Genomic DNA, 18,681 nt, shown 5'->3' on the forward strand with positions numbered 1-18,681 from the left:
CAAACCGTTGAAATAAAACCCCTCTCTTTTTTTTAATCGCAGGCATAAAAAATGGCGGATTTTGACCGGCGCATCAAAGCTGAATGGGTCAAAAACCGCCAATTTTACAGAAGGCTCATGTTATAAAAGGTTCATGTTCCAAAAAACCAATGTTACCAAAACCCCAATGTTACAAAAATCAATGTTACAAAAACTCACGCCGAACTAAATTCTCATCTCCGTTCTGACATCGAAAAATACCGCATTAGAAAGATCAAAATACAAAGACACCGTTTCGCCCACTTTCGCATCAAATTCAGCCGATAACCGGCACGCCACATGCTCTTGATTTATTTCGACAATCGCGATGGTATCTGGCCCTGTGGGCTCCAATACCTCAATTTGCATTGGGATTTCGGTCAAGGTTTTATCTTCATCATTTAATTGCGCAGCAATAGATTGATCGGTAATAAATTCCGGTCTTAAACCAATGATCACCGTTTGCCCATCAAACTTACGTAAACGAGCCGGTAACTTGATGGTGTGCGATTGCCCATCTGCCGTCCAGATTTCACCTTGCGGATGATCATCCGTATCCAAACCAACGCTTGCTTTAATAAAATTCATTGAAGGTGAACCCATAAAGCCCGCCACAAACATATTATTGGGTTGATTGTAGATTTCCTTTGGTGTCCCCAATTGTTGCAGTTCGCCATCTTTCATTACCGCAATCCTATCCGCCAAGGTCATGGCTTCAATTTGATCGTGAGTAACATACACAATGGTGGTGTTTAATTTTTGGTGTAATCGTTTTATTTGAGTACGCATTTCTACTCTTAATTTTGCATCAAGGTTCGATAACGGTTCATCAAATAAATACAACTTAGGTTGCCGAGCCAATGCACGCCCCATTGCTACTCGTTGACGTTGCCCTCCAGAAAGCTGCGCAGGTTTGCGATCCAGTAAATGATCAATTTGCAGCATTTCTGCCACACGGTTCACTTCTGCATCAATTTTTACTTGCGGTAATTTTCGAATCTTCAAGCCAAATGCAATATTGCCACGCACCGTCATATTTGGGTATAACGCATAAGATTGAAACACCATCGCAATATCACGATCTTTCGGTTCAACATTGGATACATCAACACCATCAATGACAATTTCACCTGAGCTTATCGATTCCAGCCCTGCAATGGTATTCATTAAGGTCGATTTACCACAACCAGACGGGCCAACGAGAATTAAAAATTCACCGGATTCAATCTGAATATTAATCCCTTTAAGCGTTTCCGTATCGGCATTGCGATAAGTTTTACGAATTTGATTTAGTTCTAAAGCAGCCATTATTATTTTCCTTTTAAGCCGATTCCATATAAATTTTCTTTTTAAATCGATACTCAAAGTAATTGACGTTACAGCGCGGCGACAAATGAATGAGACCCCATGAGCCCTATTTATAAAACTAAGGGCTCGTCTAAGTGATTGGGGCGAATGAGTGCCGTCAACAAAGCTGTAACTTCAAGTACGAAGAGTATCAACCTTTAACCGAACCTGCGGTTAATCCCCTAACGAAATACTTCCCTGCCACGACATACACCAACAAGGTTGGCAATGCAGCAATAATGGCGGCAGCCATGTCTACGTTATATTCTTTGATCCCTGTACTCGTATTCACTAGATTATTTAACGCAACCGTAATTGGCTGAGTTTCCGAACCTGAATACACCACACCAAATAAAAAATCATTCCAGATAGAGGTAAACTGCCAAATCACCGTCACCATGATAATCGGGGTAGAAAGCGGCAGCATAATCTTGAAGAAAATTGTAAAGAACCCCGCGCCATCCAGCTTAGCGGCTTTCACCAATTCATCTGGCACACCAATATAGAAATTACGGAAAAACAATGTCGTAAAAGCTAGTCCATAGATAACATGAACAACCACTAAACCTGTTGTGGTATTGGCTAGTCCAAAAAATCCTAATGTCGCCGCCATTGGCAAAAGCACGACTTGGAACGGAATGAAGCAACCAAACAGCAATAAACTAAACAGCAAATTAGAACCTCTAAACTGCCATTTACTGATCACATAACCATTGAATGCGCCCATCAGTGTTGATATCGCCACCGCTGGGATCACCATTTGGAACGAATTCCAAAAATAGCTTTTAATCCCTTCACATTTCACACCCGTACATGATGTCGACCACGCTTTATGCCAAGCATCAAGCACCCATTCCGTGGGTAAAGACATCAAGTTCCCGGTACGAATATCCCCCAAACTTTTAAAAGAGGTGATCACCATGACAAATAATGGCATCAGATAAAGCACACAAAAAAACAACAGTAAGCCATAAATGGCAATTCGCCCGATGCGCTTCGAATTAAAATAGCGTTGCTTTCCCATCAAGGGCTTATTCATAGCAGATTTATTGTTAGCCGAAAATATCATGATTTTTTCTCCCTTAATTCTGAATAGAGATACGGCACTAAAATCGCTAGGATCCCAGCAAGCATCATCATGGCACTGGCAGACCCTAATGCCGTTTGACCACGAGTAAAGGAGTACGCATACATAAACAGAGCAGGTAAATCAGAAGAATAACCCGGCCCACCAGCGGTTAACGCCGTCACTAAATCAAAACTCTTAATCGCAATATGGGACGTGATGATCACCGCGCTAAAAAAGACAGGACGCAAGCAAGGCAAAACGATACTCCAATAGATACGAGGCAAACTCGCACCATCAATTTGCGCGGCTTTGATGATTGAAGAATCAATACCACGCAACCCAGCGAGGAACATCGCCATAACAAAGCCAGAAGACTGCCAAACCGCAGCAATCACTAAGGTGTAAACCACCATGTCAGAATCGACTATCCAGTCAAATTTGAAATCCGTGAAGCCCCAATCTCGCACCATTTTTTCAATGCCAAGACCTGGGTTTAATATCCATTTCCAAGCAGTACCGGTCACAATAAATGACAGAGCCATTGGGTAGAGATAAATACTGCGGATCACCCCTTCACTACGAATGTTCTGGTCGAGGAAAATCGCCAGCCCAACCCCAAGCACAATCACAATAGCTAAAAACAGTAATCCGAAAATCCCTAGATTGGTTATTGAGGTAATCCAGCGATCGTTTTCCATCAATTTGATGTATTGACCAAATCCAGTAAAGTTAAAACTCGGTAAAAAACGGGAATTCGTCAGCGACAGTGCTCCCGTCCAAAATATATAACCATAAATGCACACCACCGTAATCACCATGGTTGGGGCAAGTACAATTTTAGGCAATAAATATTGCAACCGATCCTTCAGCTTTGGCTTAGGGGCGGCGCGTCGTATTGGCATGCCTTTTTTAGAAGCACCCACTTTTTGCGTTGTGGAATCGAAAGCGTTGTCCATAACCGATCCTTTGGTTCTGAAATCCTTACTGCTCTGTTACTCATTAACTTTTATTGAGTTGAGCAAAAGGAAGGCTGCGTGAAAATCACTTATCAACACAGCCTTTTGTTCTTTTTAAGTCAAAGAAAATAGATGAATAAAGGGATTACTCAGCAGCTTTGACTGCTTTTGCTAACTTCTGAGCAGCTTGTTTAGGATCGGCGTCAGCATCATTGAAGAAGTTAGTAATGACGTCATACATCGCACCTTGAACATAACTCGTTGTCGACATGCCATGTGCCATACTTGGAACTAAACCGCCCGTATCGGCCGTGGCTTTAAACGCAGCCATTGAATCTAAAGCACATTGATCAAACTTAGACATATCCATATCTAAACGAACAGGAATCGACCCTTTATTAAGGTTAAAGACTTCTTGGAAATCTTTTGAAAGGATAGTTTTGGCTAAATCTTGTTGTGCTTTTTGGTTCGCTTTATCTTTAATTTTGAAGAAAGCAAAACTATCAATATTGAAGGTGAAAGAATCATCCGTACCCGGCGTTGGCGCACAAACATAATCCGTGCCCGGTTGTTTGTTGGCCGCACTAAATTCTCCTTTTGCCCAATCACCCATCACTTGCATAGCCGCTTTGCCATTAATCACCATAGAAGTCGCCACATTCCAGTCACGACCCGGTGAATTACTATCGATATAACCATGCACTTTCTTGAAGATCGTAAAGGCTTCAACCATTTTATCTCCAGACAATGTCGTCTGATCGAGATCGACAAAAGCTTTGTTGTAATCGGCATTACCCAATGTTTCGAGAGCGATCGCTTCAAACAACGTTGCATCCTGCCAAGGCTGGCCACCATGAGCAAGCGGTATAATTCCTGCAGCCTTTAATTTATCCCCAGCGGTGAAGAATTCATCCCAAGAGGTTGGAACTTCAACACCCGCTTTATCCAATACCGCTTTATTTGCCCATAACCAGTTTACACGGTGAACGTTAACCGGAACCGAAACATAATGACCTTGATATTTACTTGTATCAGCCACCACTTTCGGTAAGATGCCGTCCCAATTTCCTTGCTTGGCAACATCATCTAAATTAGTCAAAAATCCAAGTTCTGCCCACTCTTGAATATTATGTCCTTTAATTTGTGCTGCTGCGGGTGGGTTTCCTGATACCGCACGGGTTTTCAAGACAGTCATTGCGCTTTCACCCCCCCCACCGGCGACAGCAAAATCTTTCCAAGTATGGCCTTCTTTTTCCATCATATCTTTCAAAACAGAAACCGACTTCGCTTCACCACCAGAAGTCCACCAGTGTAAAACTTCAACCTCACCTGCATTGGCAAATTGAGTAACAGAAAGCAAACCGGCAGAAAATAAGCTGACCGTTAAAAGACTTTTCTTGATTATTTTCATTGTTATCGTCCATGTGTTAGTTATTGAATAAAAATAGGGTATTAATATTAAATATTGCGTTAATACATGTTGAACGCTTTATTTTTATTTTCTAAAAGGCACTCGATCCGATGTCGCCTATAGAAACAACCCAATAACTATAAATAAAGAATGAGGATGGCTTCGGCACAAAGAGTAACAATTATGTAACAATGTCGTTACATTAGTTATTTTATGGTTGGAAGTTTCGTGTTAAAGGGCAGAACAATTTGCACAATCAGCCCCTTAGTATAAGAATTTTTTATTGTGATTGTGCCGCCATGAGCATGCAAAATATTACGACAAATACCTAACCCTAAACCATGGCCATCTTTATCTTTAGCCAAGCGTACATAAGGCTCAAATACCGATTCGAGCTGCTCCTCAGGAATCCCATCCCCTTCATCTAACATATTAAGTTGTACATAAGTCTTGGTTTGTTCACAGCTCACCTCAACCTTATGGCCATACTTCACTGCGTTGTCAATCAAGTTGGTCATTACCCGTTTTAATGCCAGTGGTTTGCCTAACACTGGTCGAATACTTTCTTTCGGTAGTACGACTTTGATCTCATTTTGGTTATGGGTTTCCGCCGCAGCAAGCAACAATTCATTTAAATACACCAGATTGGAGTTCTCGTGTAGTTCGGTGTCATGGACACACTGCAAGGCGCCTTTCACCATCATCTCAAGCTCATCGAGATCTTGATTAAACTTCGCTCTTTTAGAGTCATTCTCTAATAATTCAGCTCGCAATCGTAAACGAGTAATTGGTGTTTTTAAATCATGAGAAATAGCCGAAAATAGTTGCTCTCTATCCATTACATAGTGGCGAATTCGCTGTTGCATACGGTTAAATGCTAACGTAGCCGTCACCAACTCATTAGCCCCTTCTTCAGGTAATGGCGATTGGTCACCATCCACACTCATTTGATTCGCAGCTTTAGCTAAATTACGCAAAGGTCGAACTTGTCTGCGTACCATGAAATAAGTAAAGAACAGCAATAATGCGGTTGAAAGAAGCAAATATAACCACTGTGATGGCGGTAATATATTATCTTCTAAGGTGTTATACGGAGGGGGTAATAAGGCAGCAATATAAATCCATTCATCAGAACCTAATTCAATTTGCACCACCATGATCGGTGGGTTTAAGGGTTCTAACGTTAAGGTGTAGTGCGCCCAAGATTTAGGAAGATCGCTGAGGTAAATGTCATTTTTCAAAATTTTTAATTTATCCGGTTCAGAAAATTCCACATGAATCGATTTCACATTGGTTAACTTATCCGTTAATGCCTGCTCCATTGAATCTATCGCGACCTGTTTTAGTCGGCTATCAGGTAGAGGAGATAACTGCAAAAATTCATGGTTAAAAGAGACAAAAAACCGAGTTCCTCCCATTTTGCGCAACTGCTCCATAATCACGTGTCGGTAATTCACAGGAAGTGATTGAAAATAAGAAACCGTCGAGGCAAACAAAGACGCCATACTCGTCGTTGCCGTGGTAATACCTTGAATTTCTTGTTGGCGAGAATTGGTATACCAAATAGACGTTGAAATACCTTGCGCCATGACGACTGTTAATAACGTCAACAATAAGGTTCGCGAAACGAGCGATTGTGATTTCCAAAATCGAAACATAAATTAATGTCCGTAATGAACAGACGCTGTAAATATATACCCATTACCACGCATGGTTTTAATGTATTTATGATGCTTTCCCGTATCGCCTAAGCGCTGGCGTAAACGACTCAATTGAACATCAATCCCACGCTCTAAAGGCAATGTTTCTCGGCCTTTAATAGCATAAGAAATGGTATCCCTATCTAACACTTGGTTGGGTTTGGATAGAAATAGCATTAATAAAGAAAAATCACTGCCCGAAAGCTCCACCTTATCTTGAGTCTCTTGATTAAAAACCGTGTGGGACAATGTGTCTAACGCCCAATTGCCAAAATAAATGGTGGTAGGATTCACTTGCTCCTCATTATGGCTGCGACGTAAAAGCGCTTTAATTCTCGCCATTAACTGCCTAGGGCTAAATGGCTTGGCAATATAATCATCGGCACCAATTTCTAAGCCGATAATTTGATCAGTTTCATCCGACACGGCCGTTAACATAATGATAGGTACCATCGAATCTTTACGGATTCTCTGACAAAGTTCAAAACCATCTTCACCTGGAAGCATTACATCCAATAAGATTAAATCTGGATAGCCACTTTGACTAATTTGAGACTGCATTTCTACGCCGTCGCACGCCGTCACAACAGTAAAGCCCATTTTAGAAAGGTATTCATCGAGCAGATCTCGAATCTCTCTATCGTCATCCACCACTAAAATTTGCTTATGATCTCGCATGTTCACCTCTCGTTAAGTGTCCATACAATAATAAACAATTTTGCAACATTACTAGGGTTTCATGGATATTAATCAGAATAACTTGACGTCGGTATCCTTTTGCAGTGTTTATCAAGCCAAGAAAAAAATACCACTCAATGATTAGAGTGGTATTTCTAAGCTAGACAACAACCAAATAGTACATTTGGTCAATGTGGAAAGGGAAAAAATCAACGCCTCAAGCCACCGCCTCCCAATCTGCCGCCACCACCAAAACCTGAAGGTCGAGAAGCCGGCATCCTGATCGGACGATGAATTTGAGAACGCTGTAATGTTGGGCGATTTTTACTTTGCCATTTCGTTTTTACTGCTTTTTTCTGTTCACTCGAAAGACCATTTCCACCCATTTTGGTTTGAATTTCTTGGCGCTTCTCACTAATTTTTTGCTGCTTTTCAGGTAGTAAAGCTTGCCATTTTTTATTAAAGTCTGATTTTAGAGCTGAAACATCTGGGCCGAGCCCTTCTTTCCAGTTATCGACTTTATCTTTGATCTCAGCTTGCTGATCAGGATCAAGAGTGTGCCACCAACTATTCACTGCATTTTTAAATTCACCGTCACCATGACAACAATTAGGATAAACGTGGTTTTGATAATACCAATAATCGTCATACCACCAACTATCAGTGTATACATAAGAGGCATTCGTTGAAGACGTTGTTGAACAAGCCGCTAACCCAAACGTAACAAATAAAGCAAGACACCACTTTTGCCAGATTTGTTTATTCCATTTCAGCATAAAAACTCCTAATGCTTTAAACAATAATTAACGATTAACCAACTTCTATTCTATCTCGTCCATTGTCTTTAGCTTTATACAAAAGCCCATCCACACGCTTCAGGACTTCATTTATTGAATCACCTTGGCAATCCGTTAACCCAATACTAAAAGTCGGTACGATTACTTCGCCTTTACTACGAATTGGCCTGCCATACATTTCTTTTTTTAATCTTTGTAAAATAGGCAGAACATCCTCTGCTGATTTATCTGGAAAAATAGCCAAAAACTCTTCTCCGCCCCAACGACCATAATGATCATCATCTCGGCAGCCTATTTGCACACTCTGGGCAAATAATTTAAGTACTTCATCTCCAATATGATGCCCATAATTATCATTAATGGATTTAAAATAATCAAAATCAAAAAGAGCACACGCCAATTTTCGTCTAGATGCAGAGCCTTTCACCCGATTTAAATATTGATTCATCACACGCTCAGTGCAGCCTCGATTTGGTAACCCTGTTAATGCATCGGTATCGGCAAGAATTCTCATTTGTTGATGCGCATTTTTAAGTTCGAGTAAGTCATTATTTCGAGCGATCTCATGTCCAATCCATTCTGCAAACAAACGAATCAACTCAAAATCTTGGCGTATAAACGGCCTCGTTGGTTCAGGACTTGAAAAATTAAGCGTACCATAACGTGCCCCATCAACGAAAATAGGCGTACCTAAGTAGGCTTCTAGCTTAAAACTTTGATAACAAGGATGGGACACAATTGTGCTTTGAGATACATGATGAAAGCCTTGTACGTCATTAGATTGATATACATGCCAACAATAAGTAATACCAAGATCAAACGTCATTCCTGAATCTAAAGCACCATCAGGGTGAATCGCTTGTTGAACAACATATTCGTCATCAACAACCTTACTAAAAATCCCAATCGGTAAGCCAAAGTGTTCAGTACCTAACTTTAAAATTTCATCTACACGTTGAGTAAAATCTAATGACCTCGAAGAAGTTATAGTATGGAGCTTATTTAATGCACCTTCTGCTGCAAGGCGTGAAGATTCATCTTTAATCATCACCACAAAAAATAGCGTATTTCCCAAGTTATCTTTTATAGCCCCAGCAGTAGTTTGTCCCTTAAAGGTTTTATCTGCTTTATTCCGATAATCCATAGAATAAGAATCATCCACTAAATTAGACTCAGCGTTAAAACGATACGTTCCTTGTTTATTGAAATCTGATGATTTGGCATACAACACTTGGGTACTTTGACCAATTAACTCTTCTTTTTTATAACCAAACAAGTCTTCTGCAGCAGTATTCATGGCAACAATTTGTCGTGAGAGGTTTCCAATAAAAACGGCCGTATCAATATTTTCAAAAACGAGAGAAAGCGTCTTTGCATCTAAGATATTTTCTATACTAGAGACCATCATTCTATTCACCTCAACATTATCATCTTTACTAAGTATTAATGAATTAGAAGAAAAATCAAAAATTTAGCGCTAAAAATTGAGATACTACGCGATTAATCGTTCAATGATTATTGAGATACTTTCGACTTCAAACCACTTCCCGCATCTTTCAATAAATTAATTGGTGATAAAATAACGCCTTTTACTGCTCCCTCAGTTGCATTTCGACTAATCTCTTCACTTTTCTCTACAATGTCATCAATTTTGGTGATCATAGGAGGAAGAGCCTGCCGCAGCGAAGCCGACTCTTTTAATACTGCTGGTACCATTTCCGTACGCACACCATGCACTTCTGACAATATTTTCGGTAATTTTTCATCTACTGAACTTACCGTTTTATTGACTGAAACCATGGTTTTATTGATTTCTGAGGCTGTGACATTAGCATCTTGCGCCACTTTCAATGCGTTAGGTGCTATCTCTGCATATTTATTTGCCACATCCAGCCAACCTTCAATGTCTAAATTTGCAGTCGTTTGATTAAAATCAGCCAAGATTGCAGGGTAAGTATCCACGACTTTATTCACCGTGTTAGTGAAACTATAAATGGTGAACCCTAAATAAAAAATCGACGCCGCTAAACACGCTTGAATAACGATAGAAATCTTTGCCATCCCCATTTCCTTTTCTTTGTCTATCATTAATGAGTCATTTTGTATTCAGTATATACCTAAGTGATGTCAAGATGCCGCCGTAAGGCAAGTTAAAGTTACTTGGGTATACAAGTTATCTGAGTATGTTTGCCTCTCAACACCACACCAATTACAAATAAAAAAGCCCTTGAAGCTTACTTATCGATTCAAGGACTTTATACACTAACTACATTGCATTATATGTTAATGCTATCGAGTATGATTTAACCTCTAAATACGGGTAACACATCCACCATCGTTAAGAAGTGAAATATTGCCGTTGCCACACCAAATCCCAATACAAAATAAGGAACAATCTTTCCGCCTTTAACTAAGAAGCCTTTCTCACTGCCTTCTCGTTGACGAGATTTCAATACGAGTAAAGCAGGAATAATACAAGTCCAAACCGTGGCGGCTGCTCCCGCATAACCTATTGCCAAAATGAAACCAAATGGGAAAAGTAAAGACAATACCAGTGGTGGCATAAACGTGACTGCCCACGTTTTCGTACGGCCCGATTTATTGCGGTTATCAAAGTGGAATAAATCAGCAATGTAGTCAAATACGCCTAACCCCACACCAATAAACGAAGATAAAATCGCGGAAACTGAAAAAACATTAATCGCTTGCGATACTTTTTCTGAAGAGACCACTGTACCTAACGCACTCAGTAAAACATCCACATTGCCATCTTGAGCAATTACAGGACCAAACGAATCACGAGATAAATGCCCAAAAATGCTCACTAACCAAATAACATAAAGAAATAACGCAATCGACGTACCGCCTAAAATGGCATATTTCGCTTTGCGTTCTTCACCATAGTACGACCGCATTGAAGCCACTGAATGATGATAACCAAATGAGGTTAACGCGATAGGGAGTAACGCCATTGCATACTTTGCGTATTCACCATTCTGATTAACGGCATCAGTCAATTTCGAAAAATCCACATGAACCGTCAAACCAAATACACCGAAAATAAAGCTAAACAGCATGATACAAATCAAGACAACGGAAATACGATCCACTGCGCGAGTTGAATGCCACACAACGCTAGAAGCAAGAAAAACAAATATAATCGAGGCAGTTTTACTTTCTAACCCAAGCGATCCTTGCAAAATTAAACCAAAAGAAGTGGTATAGGCATACAATAAAATCCCACCCACAAAATATACGGTTAAGTTATTAAAAGCATTAACTTTTTCACCTAACAAATCAGATGTCACAGTATTAAATGATACATTCAAATCATAATGTTTAAATGCTTCAAGTAATAACCAACCCGAAACCGTCATTACCGCCATGGTTAATGCAATGGCTAAAATAGACCAAAGCGTCCAGCTACCCGCACCAGCACTTGGCAAACCAAGCATTCCTGCCCCAACACACACACTTGCAATAATACAAGCACCACCAACTAACGAGGGTTTCTTTGTTGCCATGGTTGTCATAATAGATTCTCTTTACGCTAAATTAAGCCATTGTGCTGACTCAAAAACAAACAAGCATCAAGCTGAAGAAGGAAGGTTGTTGCCATAAATGGTATTCAAGAAAAAGGCAACCCGTTTCTGTGCTGATGAATGCCCTTATAGTAGCGACATCCACCACACTAGTAAACTAGTTAACTGATACAATATCAAAAAACAATCAATAAATAGCAGTAAATCCCATCATTTAAACACCATTAAGATCACTCGGCCTATCATTTCATCGCGTTCAGGTTGGTTGTGCCAGGTTTATTGCCTGCGTGAAATCTCCTCATTAACCCAATGCAACAACTGCTTAGTCGCCTTAGATAACACCTGATTTTGCCGCACAATATAACCCAAACTAGTGCTAGGGAACTGCGGTAATTGGGTAACTTTTGTGGTTAAACTCGGCTTCGTATAAAGTGAGAATTCCGGCACAATCGCAACGCCAAACCCCGCTTCTGCCCAGTCTATCTGCGCATCCACACTGCCCACTTCCATAATCCGATATTTAGGTAAATTTAATGATGGTAACGCGCTATCCAGTAAGTCTCGGGTCCGGGTATCGTGCCCTAATAAAATCAATGTTGGTAGATCGGTCAGGGACGCATCATCGGTGTATTTTGCTTGTTGCCACAACTCTAAATCATTGCCTAATGCACACCATTTTACTTGCTGAAGCTCAGTGAAATGCAAAGGCTCACTTTCTTTTTGTGCGATCACAAATCCTAAATCCGCTTCCGCACTCTTTACCAAACTAGATGCTTGCGATGAAGTGGTATTAAGCAAAGAAAAATCAATCCCCGGAAATTCGGCTTTAAACAGCTGAAAAGGCTCAATAAGCAATAATCGAGAAATAATGTCACTCGCCGCAATGGTTAATGTGCCTTGGCTCAAATCATTAATCGCATTCAAATCCGACTGACAAACCTGCAATTCCCACAGTGCCTTTTTCGACGATACTAATAAACGTAACCCCGCTTGTGTTAAACAAAATGGATTGCGCTCGATCAATTTCACTCGGGTGTTTTTTTCAAGTTGTTTAATGTGCAGGCTAACATTAGGTTGCGTCATATGTAATGCATTGGCCGTTTTACCAAAATGCTTTAATTCAGCCAACGTCACAAATGTTTTTAACCAATGAATATCTAACATACCTTCACCTTAATGGAACCTCTCAACTCAAAATTTGATATGAAATACTTATCAAGATCATAATTATAATTAATTTCTCTTATTTAGATAGAGCGCCTACCATGTTTATTCAAATCAATTTGGAGATGAAATTATGCCGTCTATTGTGGTTGTAGGTGCAAACTGGGGTGACGAAGGTAAAGGCCGTATCGTTGATTTTTTAGCCGAAGATGCTTCCGCTAGCATTCGCTTTCAAGGTGGTAATAACGCCGGCCATACTGTTGTAAACGACTTTGGCACCTTTAAATTACACCAACTGCCGAGTGGTATTTTCAATCCAAATTGTATTGCGGTACTTGGCCCAGGCATGGTGATAAGCCCCGCGGCATTAAGCGAAGAAATGGCTGAAGTTAAAGCCACTGGAGTTGATGTAAAATTATGCATTTCTGATCGCGCAACGCTGTGCCTTCCTTTACATGCACTTGAAGATACACTAGAAGAACAACGATTAGGTGATGCCGCTTACGGCTCAACGAGACAAGGTATTGCACCGGCGTATGGCGATCGCGTCATGAAGAAAGGCATTTTGGTTGGTTGGTTAAACCAGCCAGAAGTATTACAAGAGCGCATTCAATTCATGCTTGATTGGAAAATGCCTCAACTAAAAGCCCTCTACCCAAGCTGTGATTTTTCTCAAAGCGCAGAAGAGATGACCCAATGGCTATTAGATGTTACAGCCGCTTGGCGACCATTTATTTGTAATGTCACTGAACCTTTAAAAGCACTACAAAAACAAGATGCCAACCTATTATTTGAAGCCCAACTCGGTGCAGGCCGTGATTTGGTATATGGTGAATATCCATACACCACCTCTTCCAATGTAACTGCCGCTTATGCCGGTATTGGTAGTGGTTTACCAGCCCTGCGCCCAGAGCGTATTGTTGCTGTCGCGAAATCATTTAGCTCATCTGTGGGTACAGGCACTTTGGTCACCGCTATGGAAGAACAAGATAATTTCCGTGAAAGTGCCAATGAATATGGAGCAGTAACCGGTCGCCCACGTGACATGGGTTATTTCGATGCCGTTGCCACTCGTAACGGTGTGGAATTACAAGCGGCAACTGAGATTGCATTAACCAAAATCGACTGTTTATCTGGTATGAAAGATTTAAAAATCTGTGTCGCTTATGCCGGCGATCACAGTGAAAACCCGATTTGGCCACAAACCGCAGCACTAAGCCCTGTTTACGAAGACATGCAAGGCTGGGATGAAGACATCACCGGTTGCCGCACGTTTGATAGCCTTCCTATTGCAGCGCAACACTATGTTGAACGCATTGAAGTATTAATGGGCGTCCCTATTAGCATGGTTTCTGTTGGCCCAGAACGTGAGCAAATGATCATTCGTTAAAACCAAACCTACATACTGAATGGCTAAAAGCCCTCAAATACTTCATGACGTTATTTAAGGGCTTTTAATCAATACTAAAAATACAACGATGAAAAAGTCACGGCTTGTCCTATGCCTAAAATCTTCAATTCATGACAGAGAAGAGAAATTAAATAAATAAATAAATAAAAAACAAAAACCCCAGATAACTTATTAAGCTATCTGGGGTTTCTTTTGTATATGGTACGCCCTACAGGATTCGAACCTGTGACCACCTGCTTAGAAGGCAGGTGCTCTATCCAGCTGAGCTAAGGGCGCTTTAAGTGGGGAATTATACGAGATGAACGCGTTAGGTCAACGCCTTTATTCTATATAATGGTTTGATTGCTGAAAAAAAGCGCATTGTAATAAATAAGTTAGAAATTAAGTTGATGATGCAAACGTTTGCGGCATAGATATTGATCACGTTTTTTGCGACAATACGCCGCGTTGTCAACTGCTGCTAGTCTAATGAGGATAGTAAAGAAAACCATGACTGCTCAAATTATTGATGGAAAGTTAATATCTCAAACCGTTCGTTCGGAAGTTAAAGCTCGTGTCCAAGCTCGTGTTGAGGCTGGTTTACGTGCTCCCGGCCTTGCTGTCGTGTTAGTAGGAAGTGACCCAGCTTCTCAAGTTTATGTGGGGAGTAAGCGCCGCGCTTGTGAAGAGGTTGGGTTTATTTCAAAGTCATTTGATTTGCCCACGACAACAACCGAAGCTGAATTGCTAGAAATTGTTGAGCAGCTTAACAGTGATCCTGAAATCGATGGTATTTTAGTTCAACTCCCCCTGCCTGCGGGTATTGATAGCACGAAGGTATTAGAAAATATCCATCCTGAAAAAGATGTTGATGGATTTCATCCGTATAATGTCGGTCGCTTATGCCAACGTATGCCAAAACTTCGTTCTTGTACTCCTAAAGGTATTATCACCTTGTTAGAGCGTTATAATGTTGATTGTTATGGTAAGCATGCTGTGATTGTTGGTGCCTCTAATATTGTGGGGCGCCCAATGACATTAGAGCTGCTACTTGCTGGTTGCACCACCACCACTTGTCATCGATTCACTAAGGATTTGGAAGGCCATGTTCGCCAAGCCGATATATTAGTCGTTGCCGTTGGTAAACCGAATTTTATTCCTGGTGCTTGGATTAAAGAAGGCGCTATTGTGATCGATGTGGGCATTAACCGCATGGAAGATGGAAAGCTCATTGGTGATGTGGAATACGACGTTGCAAAATTAAAAGCAAGCCATATTACTCCTGTACCCGGTGGCGTTGGTCCTATGACAGTGGCAAGCTTGATCGAAAACACCATGCTCGCTTGTGAGAAGTTTTCAAAGTAATCTTTCGAATTTAAAGCATAAAACAAACCCCTTGCTAAGTTAAAGTGATTAGCAAGGGGTTTTTTATTTAGCACGGCTTACGTATTTTTATTCTAACGTTTTATCTTTGTCTTGTACTGGCTGCTTCTTCTGGTTCTTCCCTTTTCTTACCGAAAATTTTCATGACCCCTACATAGAATAAAGGGACAAAGAATATGGCCAAGAAAGTCGCTGTGAACATCCCACCAATAACCGAAGTACCAATAGCATGGCGAGAATTAGCACCAGCACCAGTACTGGTTGCCAACGGCAATACGCCAAGAATAAAGGCCAAAGAGGTCATCAAGATCGGGCGTAAACGCATACGACATGCTTCCATCGTAGCTTCGACTAACCCCATACCTTTGTCATAAAGGTCTTTAGCAAACTCGACGATTAGGATGGCGTTCTTAGCCGATAACCCTATGGTGGTTAATAGACCTACCTGTAAGTACACATCGTTTTCTAACCCACGCATCATCGTCGCCGCAAGCGCACCTAATACACCTAACGGAACGACCAAAATAACCGCCATGGGCACTGACCAACTTTCATATAAAGCCGCTAGACTCAAGAAAACCACAATCATGGATATCGCATAGAGTATCGGTGCTTGTGAACCTGACATCCGCTCTTGATACGACATTCCGGTCCAACTAACGGCAACACCATCTGGTAAGGTTTTAGCTATCTCTTCAATAGCATCCATAGCATCTCCGGTGCTGTAACCCGCTTTGGCTTCACCTAAAATTTCAATGGCAGAGTTACCATTATAACGTTGTAAGTTAGGCGAGCTGGTTCCCCAATGCGTGTGACTAAAGGCATTAAATGGCACCATCTTGTCTTCATTATTACGCACATACCAATTATCCAGATCATCTGGTGTCATACGATAAGGCGCATCGGCTTGAATGTACACACGCTTAACTCTGCCTCTATCTATAAAGTCATTCACATAAGATGAACCCCATGCGATAGATAATGTTTTATTAATATCATCAATGCTGACACTTAAGGCTTTGGCTTTCTCATAATCCAGATCAATATAAAATTGAGCAGTATCTTCTAATCCATTTGGGCGCACTTTTTGTAACACTGGGCTTTGTGCGGCTTTTTGAAGCAACATATTACGTGCTTCCATCAATTTATCGTGCCCCATTCCTGAGCGATCTTCTAAATAGAAATCAAAACCGGTTGCTTGCCCTAGTTCGCGTATGGCGGGTGGGTTAATCGCAAATATAACGCCATCTTTATTTTGGCTAAAATGCTTCATTGCTCGGCCAATAATCGCGTTCACATCTTGTGATGGGTCGGTACGCTCAGACCAGTCTTTTAAGCTAACAAACCCCATACCCGCATTTTGTGCTTGACCGACAAAACTAAAGCCACTCACTTGGAAGAATGCTTCAACATTCTCTTTTTCTTCCGTAGCAAAGTATTCTCTCACCTCGCCCAAGACTTTTTCCGTACGCTCTAAGGTCGCACCAGAAGGGAGCTGCACCATGACCATAAAGTTACCTTGGTCTTCATCTGGCAGAAAGCTCGCAGGAATTGACGTAAACATCCACCCCATCAACGGCAATAACGCAAGGTAGATAATAAACATACGTTTAGGGCGCTTTAAAATGCCACCGACTCCGGATGTGTATTTCTCACTTGAACGGTTAAATTTGCGGTTAAACCAACCAAAGAAGCCCGTTGTTTTTTCGCCATGGCTTGGCTTTAACATTGTGGCACAAAGGGCAGGTGTGAAGATCATAGCAACAATAACCGACAATACCATTGAGGCAACAATGGTCAACGAGAACTGACGATAAATTGCCCCTGTAGAGCCGCTCATGAATGCCATAGGAATGAATACTGCAGAAAGCACCATCGCCACGCCGACTAATGCACCGGATATTTCTCCCATTGCTTTACGTGTCGCTTCTAATGGGGGCAGCTTTTCTTCGGCCATTACCCTTTCCACGTTTTCCACCACAACGATGGCATCGTCCACCAGCAAACCGATGGCAAGTACCATACCAAACATCGTTAAGGTGTTAACACTAAATCCCAATGCAGACATAACACCAAAAGCGCCAAGCAATACCACAGGAACCGCAATGGTAGGAATAAGTGTCGCACGCAAATTTTGTAAGAATAGATACATCACCAAGAAAACCAAGACAATGGCTTCAATTAAAGTATGCACAACCTCTTCAATAGACAATGTCACAAAAGGAATAGTGTCCATGGCTTTTTCCATCACGAGCCCGTGTGGCATAGATTTCGCCAATTCTGCTAACTTTTCATCAACACGTTTTTGCGTATCAATGGCATTCGCACCTGTCCCAAGTTTAATCGCAATCCCACCGGCACCTTTTCCGTTATAACGGGAAAGCACGCTCATATCCTCGCCATTTAGCTCCACACGGGCGACATCTTTCACTCTAACCTGTGAGCCATCTGCATTCACTTTAAGTAGTATGTTTTCAAACTGCTTCGTGGTTTCTAGCCGACTTTGGGCCGTAATAGTGGCATTTATCAGTTGACCTTTAACCGACGGTGCACCACCTAATTGACCAACGGTTACTTCGGTATTCTGTGCTTGAATGGCGCTAGATACATCAATCGGTGTTAATTGGTAGCTGGTTAATTTAGACGGATCAAGCCAAATACGCATAGCATACTGCGAACCGAAGACTTGAACATCACCCACACCATTAATTCGACTGAGTGGATCAGAGATATGAGAATTCACATAATCTTTTATATCATCGCCCGTCATACTGCCATCTTGAGAGATGAAAGCCGTCACCGACATAAAAGAAGAAGACGTTTTACGTACACTTAAACCTTGCTGTTGAACTTCAGCAGGTAATTGACTCATCGCTTGTTGTAACTGGTTTTGCACCTGAACTTGAGCAATATCTGGGTCCGTGCCCAAAGCAAAAGTTAACGTCACTGAAACCGATCCAGATGCACTACTTGAAGAGGACATGTAAAGCAGATTATCCAATCCCGTCATATTCTGTTCTACCACCTGAGTCACAGAGTTTTCTGCAGTTTTAGCGGAAGCTCCTGGATACACAGCCGAAATTTGAACTGCAGGTGGGGCAATGGTTGGGTATTGCTGAACAGGAAGGCTTGTCACTGCCAGTGCCCCGCCGAGCATAATAAGGATCGCAATCACCCATGCAAAAATAGGGCGATCGATAAAAAATCTAACCATGATAGCTACCTA

Annotated in this window: 14 protein-coding genes and 1 tRNA gene; 2 read left to right on the plus strand and 13 right to left on the minus strand. The window is 41.3% G+C overall.

Annotation, left to right across the window (positions count from 1 at the left end):
• Positions 1-204: 204 nt before the first annotated feature.
• The 11 genes from VCASEI_RS08515 to VCASEI_RS08565 form a co-directional block, all read right to left on the minus strand.
• The gene (locus VCASEI_RS08515) at positions 205-1,326 is read right to left on the minus strand and encodes an ABC transporter ATP-binding protein (protein ID WP_089110204.1); all 1,122 of its coding nucleotides are present in this window, start codon (positions 1,324-1,326) and stop codon (positions 205-207) included.
• A gap of 190 nt (positions 1,327-1,516) precedes the next feature.
• Positions 1,517-2,389 carry a carbohydrate ABC transporter permease gene (locus VCASEI_RS08520; protein ID WP_089110222.1) on the minus strand — a complete coding sequence of 291 codons (873 nt, stop codon included), beginning with the start codon at positions 2,387-2,389 and terminating at the stop codon, positions 1,517-1,519.
• A 41-nt stretch (positions 2,390-2,430) separates the two neighbouring features.
• Positions 2,431-3,336 (minus strand): carbohydrate ABC transporter permease, encoded by a 906-nt coding sequence (locus VCASEI_RS08525; RefSeq protein ID WP_086961213.1) that lies wholly within the window; start codon positions 3,334-3,336, stop codon positions 2,431-2,433.
• A gap of 199 nt (positions 3,337-3,535) precedes the next feature.
• On the minus strand, positions 3,536-4,801 hold the full coding sequence (locus tag VCASEI_RS08530) for an ABC transporter substrate-binding protein (RefSeq protein ID WP_089110205.1): 1,266 nt from the start codon (positions 4,799-4,801) through the stop codon (positions 3,536-3,538).
• Positions 4,802-5,007: 206 nt separating this feature from the next.
• Positions 5,008-6,459 (minus strand): ATP-binding protein, encoded by a 1,452-nt coding sequence (locus VCASEI_RS08535; RefSeq protein WP_086960878.1) that lies wholly within the window; start codon positions 6,457-6,459, stop codon positions 5,008-5,010.
• 3 nt (positions 6,460-6,462) lie between these two features.
• On the minus strand, positions 6,463-7,179 hold the full coding sequence (locus VCASEI_RS08540; protein WP_089110206.1) for a response regulator: 717 nt from the start codon (positions 7,177-7,179) through the stop codon (positions 6,463-6,465).
• A 209-nt stretch (positions 7,180-7,388) separates the two neighbouring features.
• A complete protein-coding gene (locus VCASEI_RS08545; RefSeq protein WP_089110207.1) occupies positions 7,389-7,955 on the minus strand; it encodes a hypothetical protein in 567 nt (188 codons plus the stop codon).
• Positions 7,956-7,989: 34 nt separating this feature from the next.
• Positions 7,990-9,384: a sensor domain-containing diguanylate cyclase gene (locus VCASEI_RS08550; protein WP_089110208.1), complete on the minus strand. Its 1,395-nt coding sequence runs from the start codon at positions 9,382-9,384 to the stop codon at positions 7,990-7,992.
• Positions 9,385-9,491: 107 nt separating this feature from the next.
• Entirely contained in the window at positions 9,492-10,037 is a 546-nt protein-coding gene (locus VCASEI_RS08555; RefSeq protein WP_089110209.1) for a hypothetical protein, read from the minus strand.
• 242 nt (positions 10,038-10,279) lie between these two features.
• Positions 10,280-11,509: an aromatic amino acid transporter gene (locus VCASEI_RS08560; protein WP_089110210.1), complete on the minus strand. Its 1,230-nt coding sequence runs from the start codon at positions 11,507-11,509 to the stop codon at positions 10,280-10,282.
• Between the two features lie 285 nt (positions 11,510-11,794).
• The gene (locus tag VCASEI_RS08565) at positions 11,795-12,682 is read right to left on the minus strand and encodes a LysR family transcriptional regulator (RefSeq protein WP_086960865.1); all 888 of its coding nucleotides are present in this window, start codon (positions 12,680-12,682) and stop codon (positions 11,795-11,797) included.
• Between the two features lie 133 nt (positions 12,683-12,815).
• Between VCASEI_RS08565 and VCASEI_RS08570 the strand changes: the two genes are divergently transcribed.
• Positions 12,816-14,072, plus strand: coding sequence for an adenylosuccinate synthase (locus VCASEI_RS08570; RefSeq protein WP_089110211.1), 1,257 nt, complete (start codon positions 12,816-12,818; stop codon positions 14,070-14,072).
• 220 nt (positions 14,073-14,292) lie between these two features.
• On the opposite strand, the gene VCASEI_RS08575 is transcribed toward VCASEI_RS08570, so the two are convergent.
• Positions 14,293-14,369, minus strand: a tRNA-Arg gene (locus VCASEI_RS08575).
• A gap of 213 nt (positions 14,370-14,582) precedes the next feature.
• Between VCASEI_RS08575 and folD the strand changes: the two genes are divergently transcribed.
• Entirely contained in the window at positions 14,583-15,437 is an 855-nt protein-coding gene (gene folD, locus VCASEI_RS08580; protein ID WP_089110212.1) for a bifunctional methylenetetrahydrofolate dehydrogenase/methenyltetrahydrofolate cyclohydrolase FolD, read from the plus strand.
• A 100-nt stretch (positions 15,438-15,537) separates the two neighbouring features.
• Here folD and VCASEI_RS08585 read toward each other — a convergent pair whose 3' ends face one another.
• Positions 15,538-18,669: an efflux RND transporter permease subunit gene (locus tag VCASEI_RS08585; RefSeq protein WP_089110213.1), complete on the minus strand. Its 3,132-nt coding sequence runs from the start codon at positions 18,667-18,669 to the stop codon at positions 15,538-15,540.
• Between the last annotated feature and the right edge of the window lie 12 nt (positions 18,670-18,681).

Source organism: Vibrio casei (assembly GCF_002218025.2).
GTDB lineage: Bacteria > Pseudomonadota > Gammaproteobacteria > Enterobacterales > Vibrionaceae > Vibrio > Vibrio casei.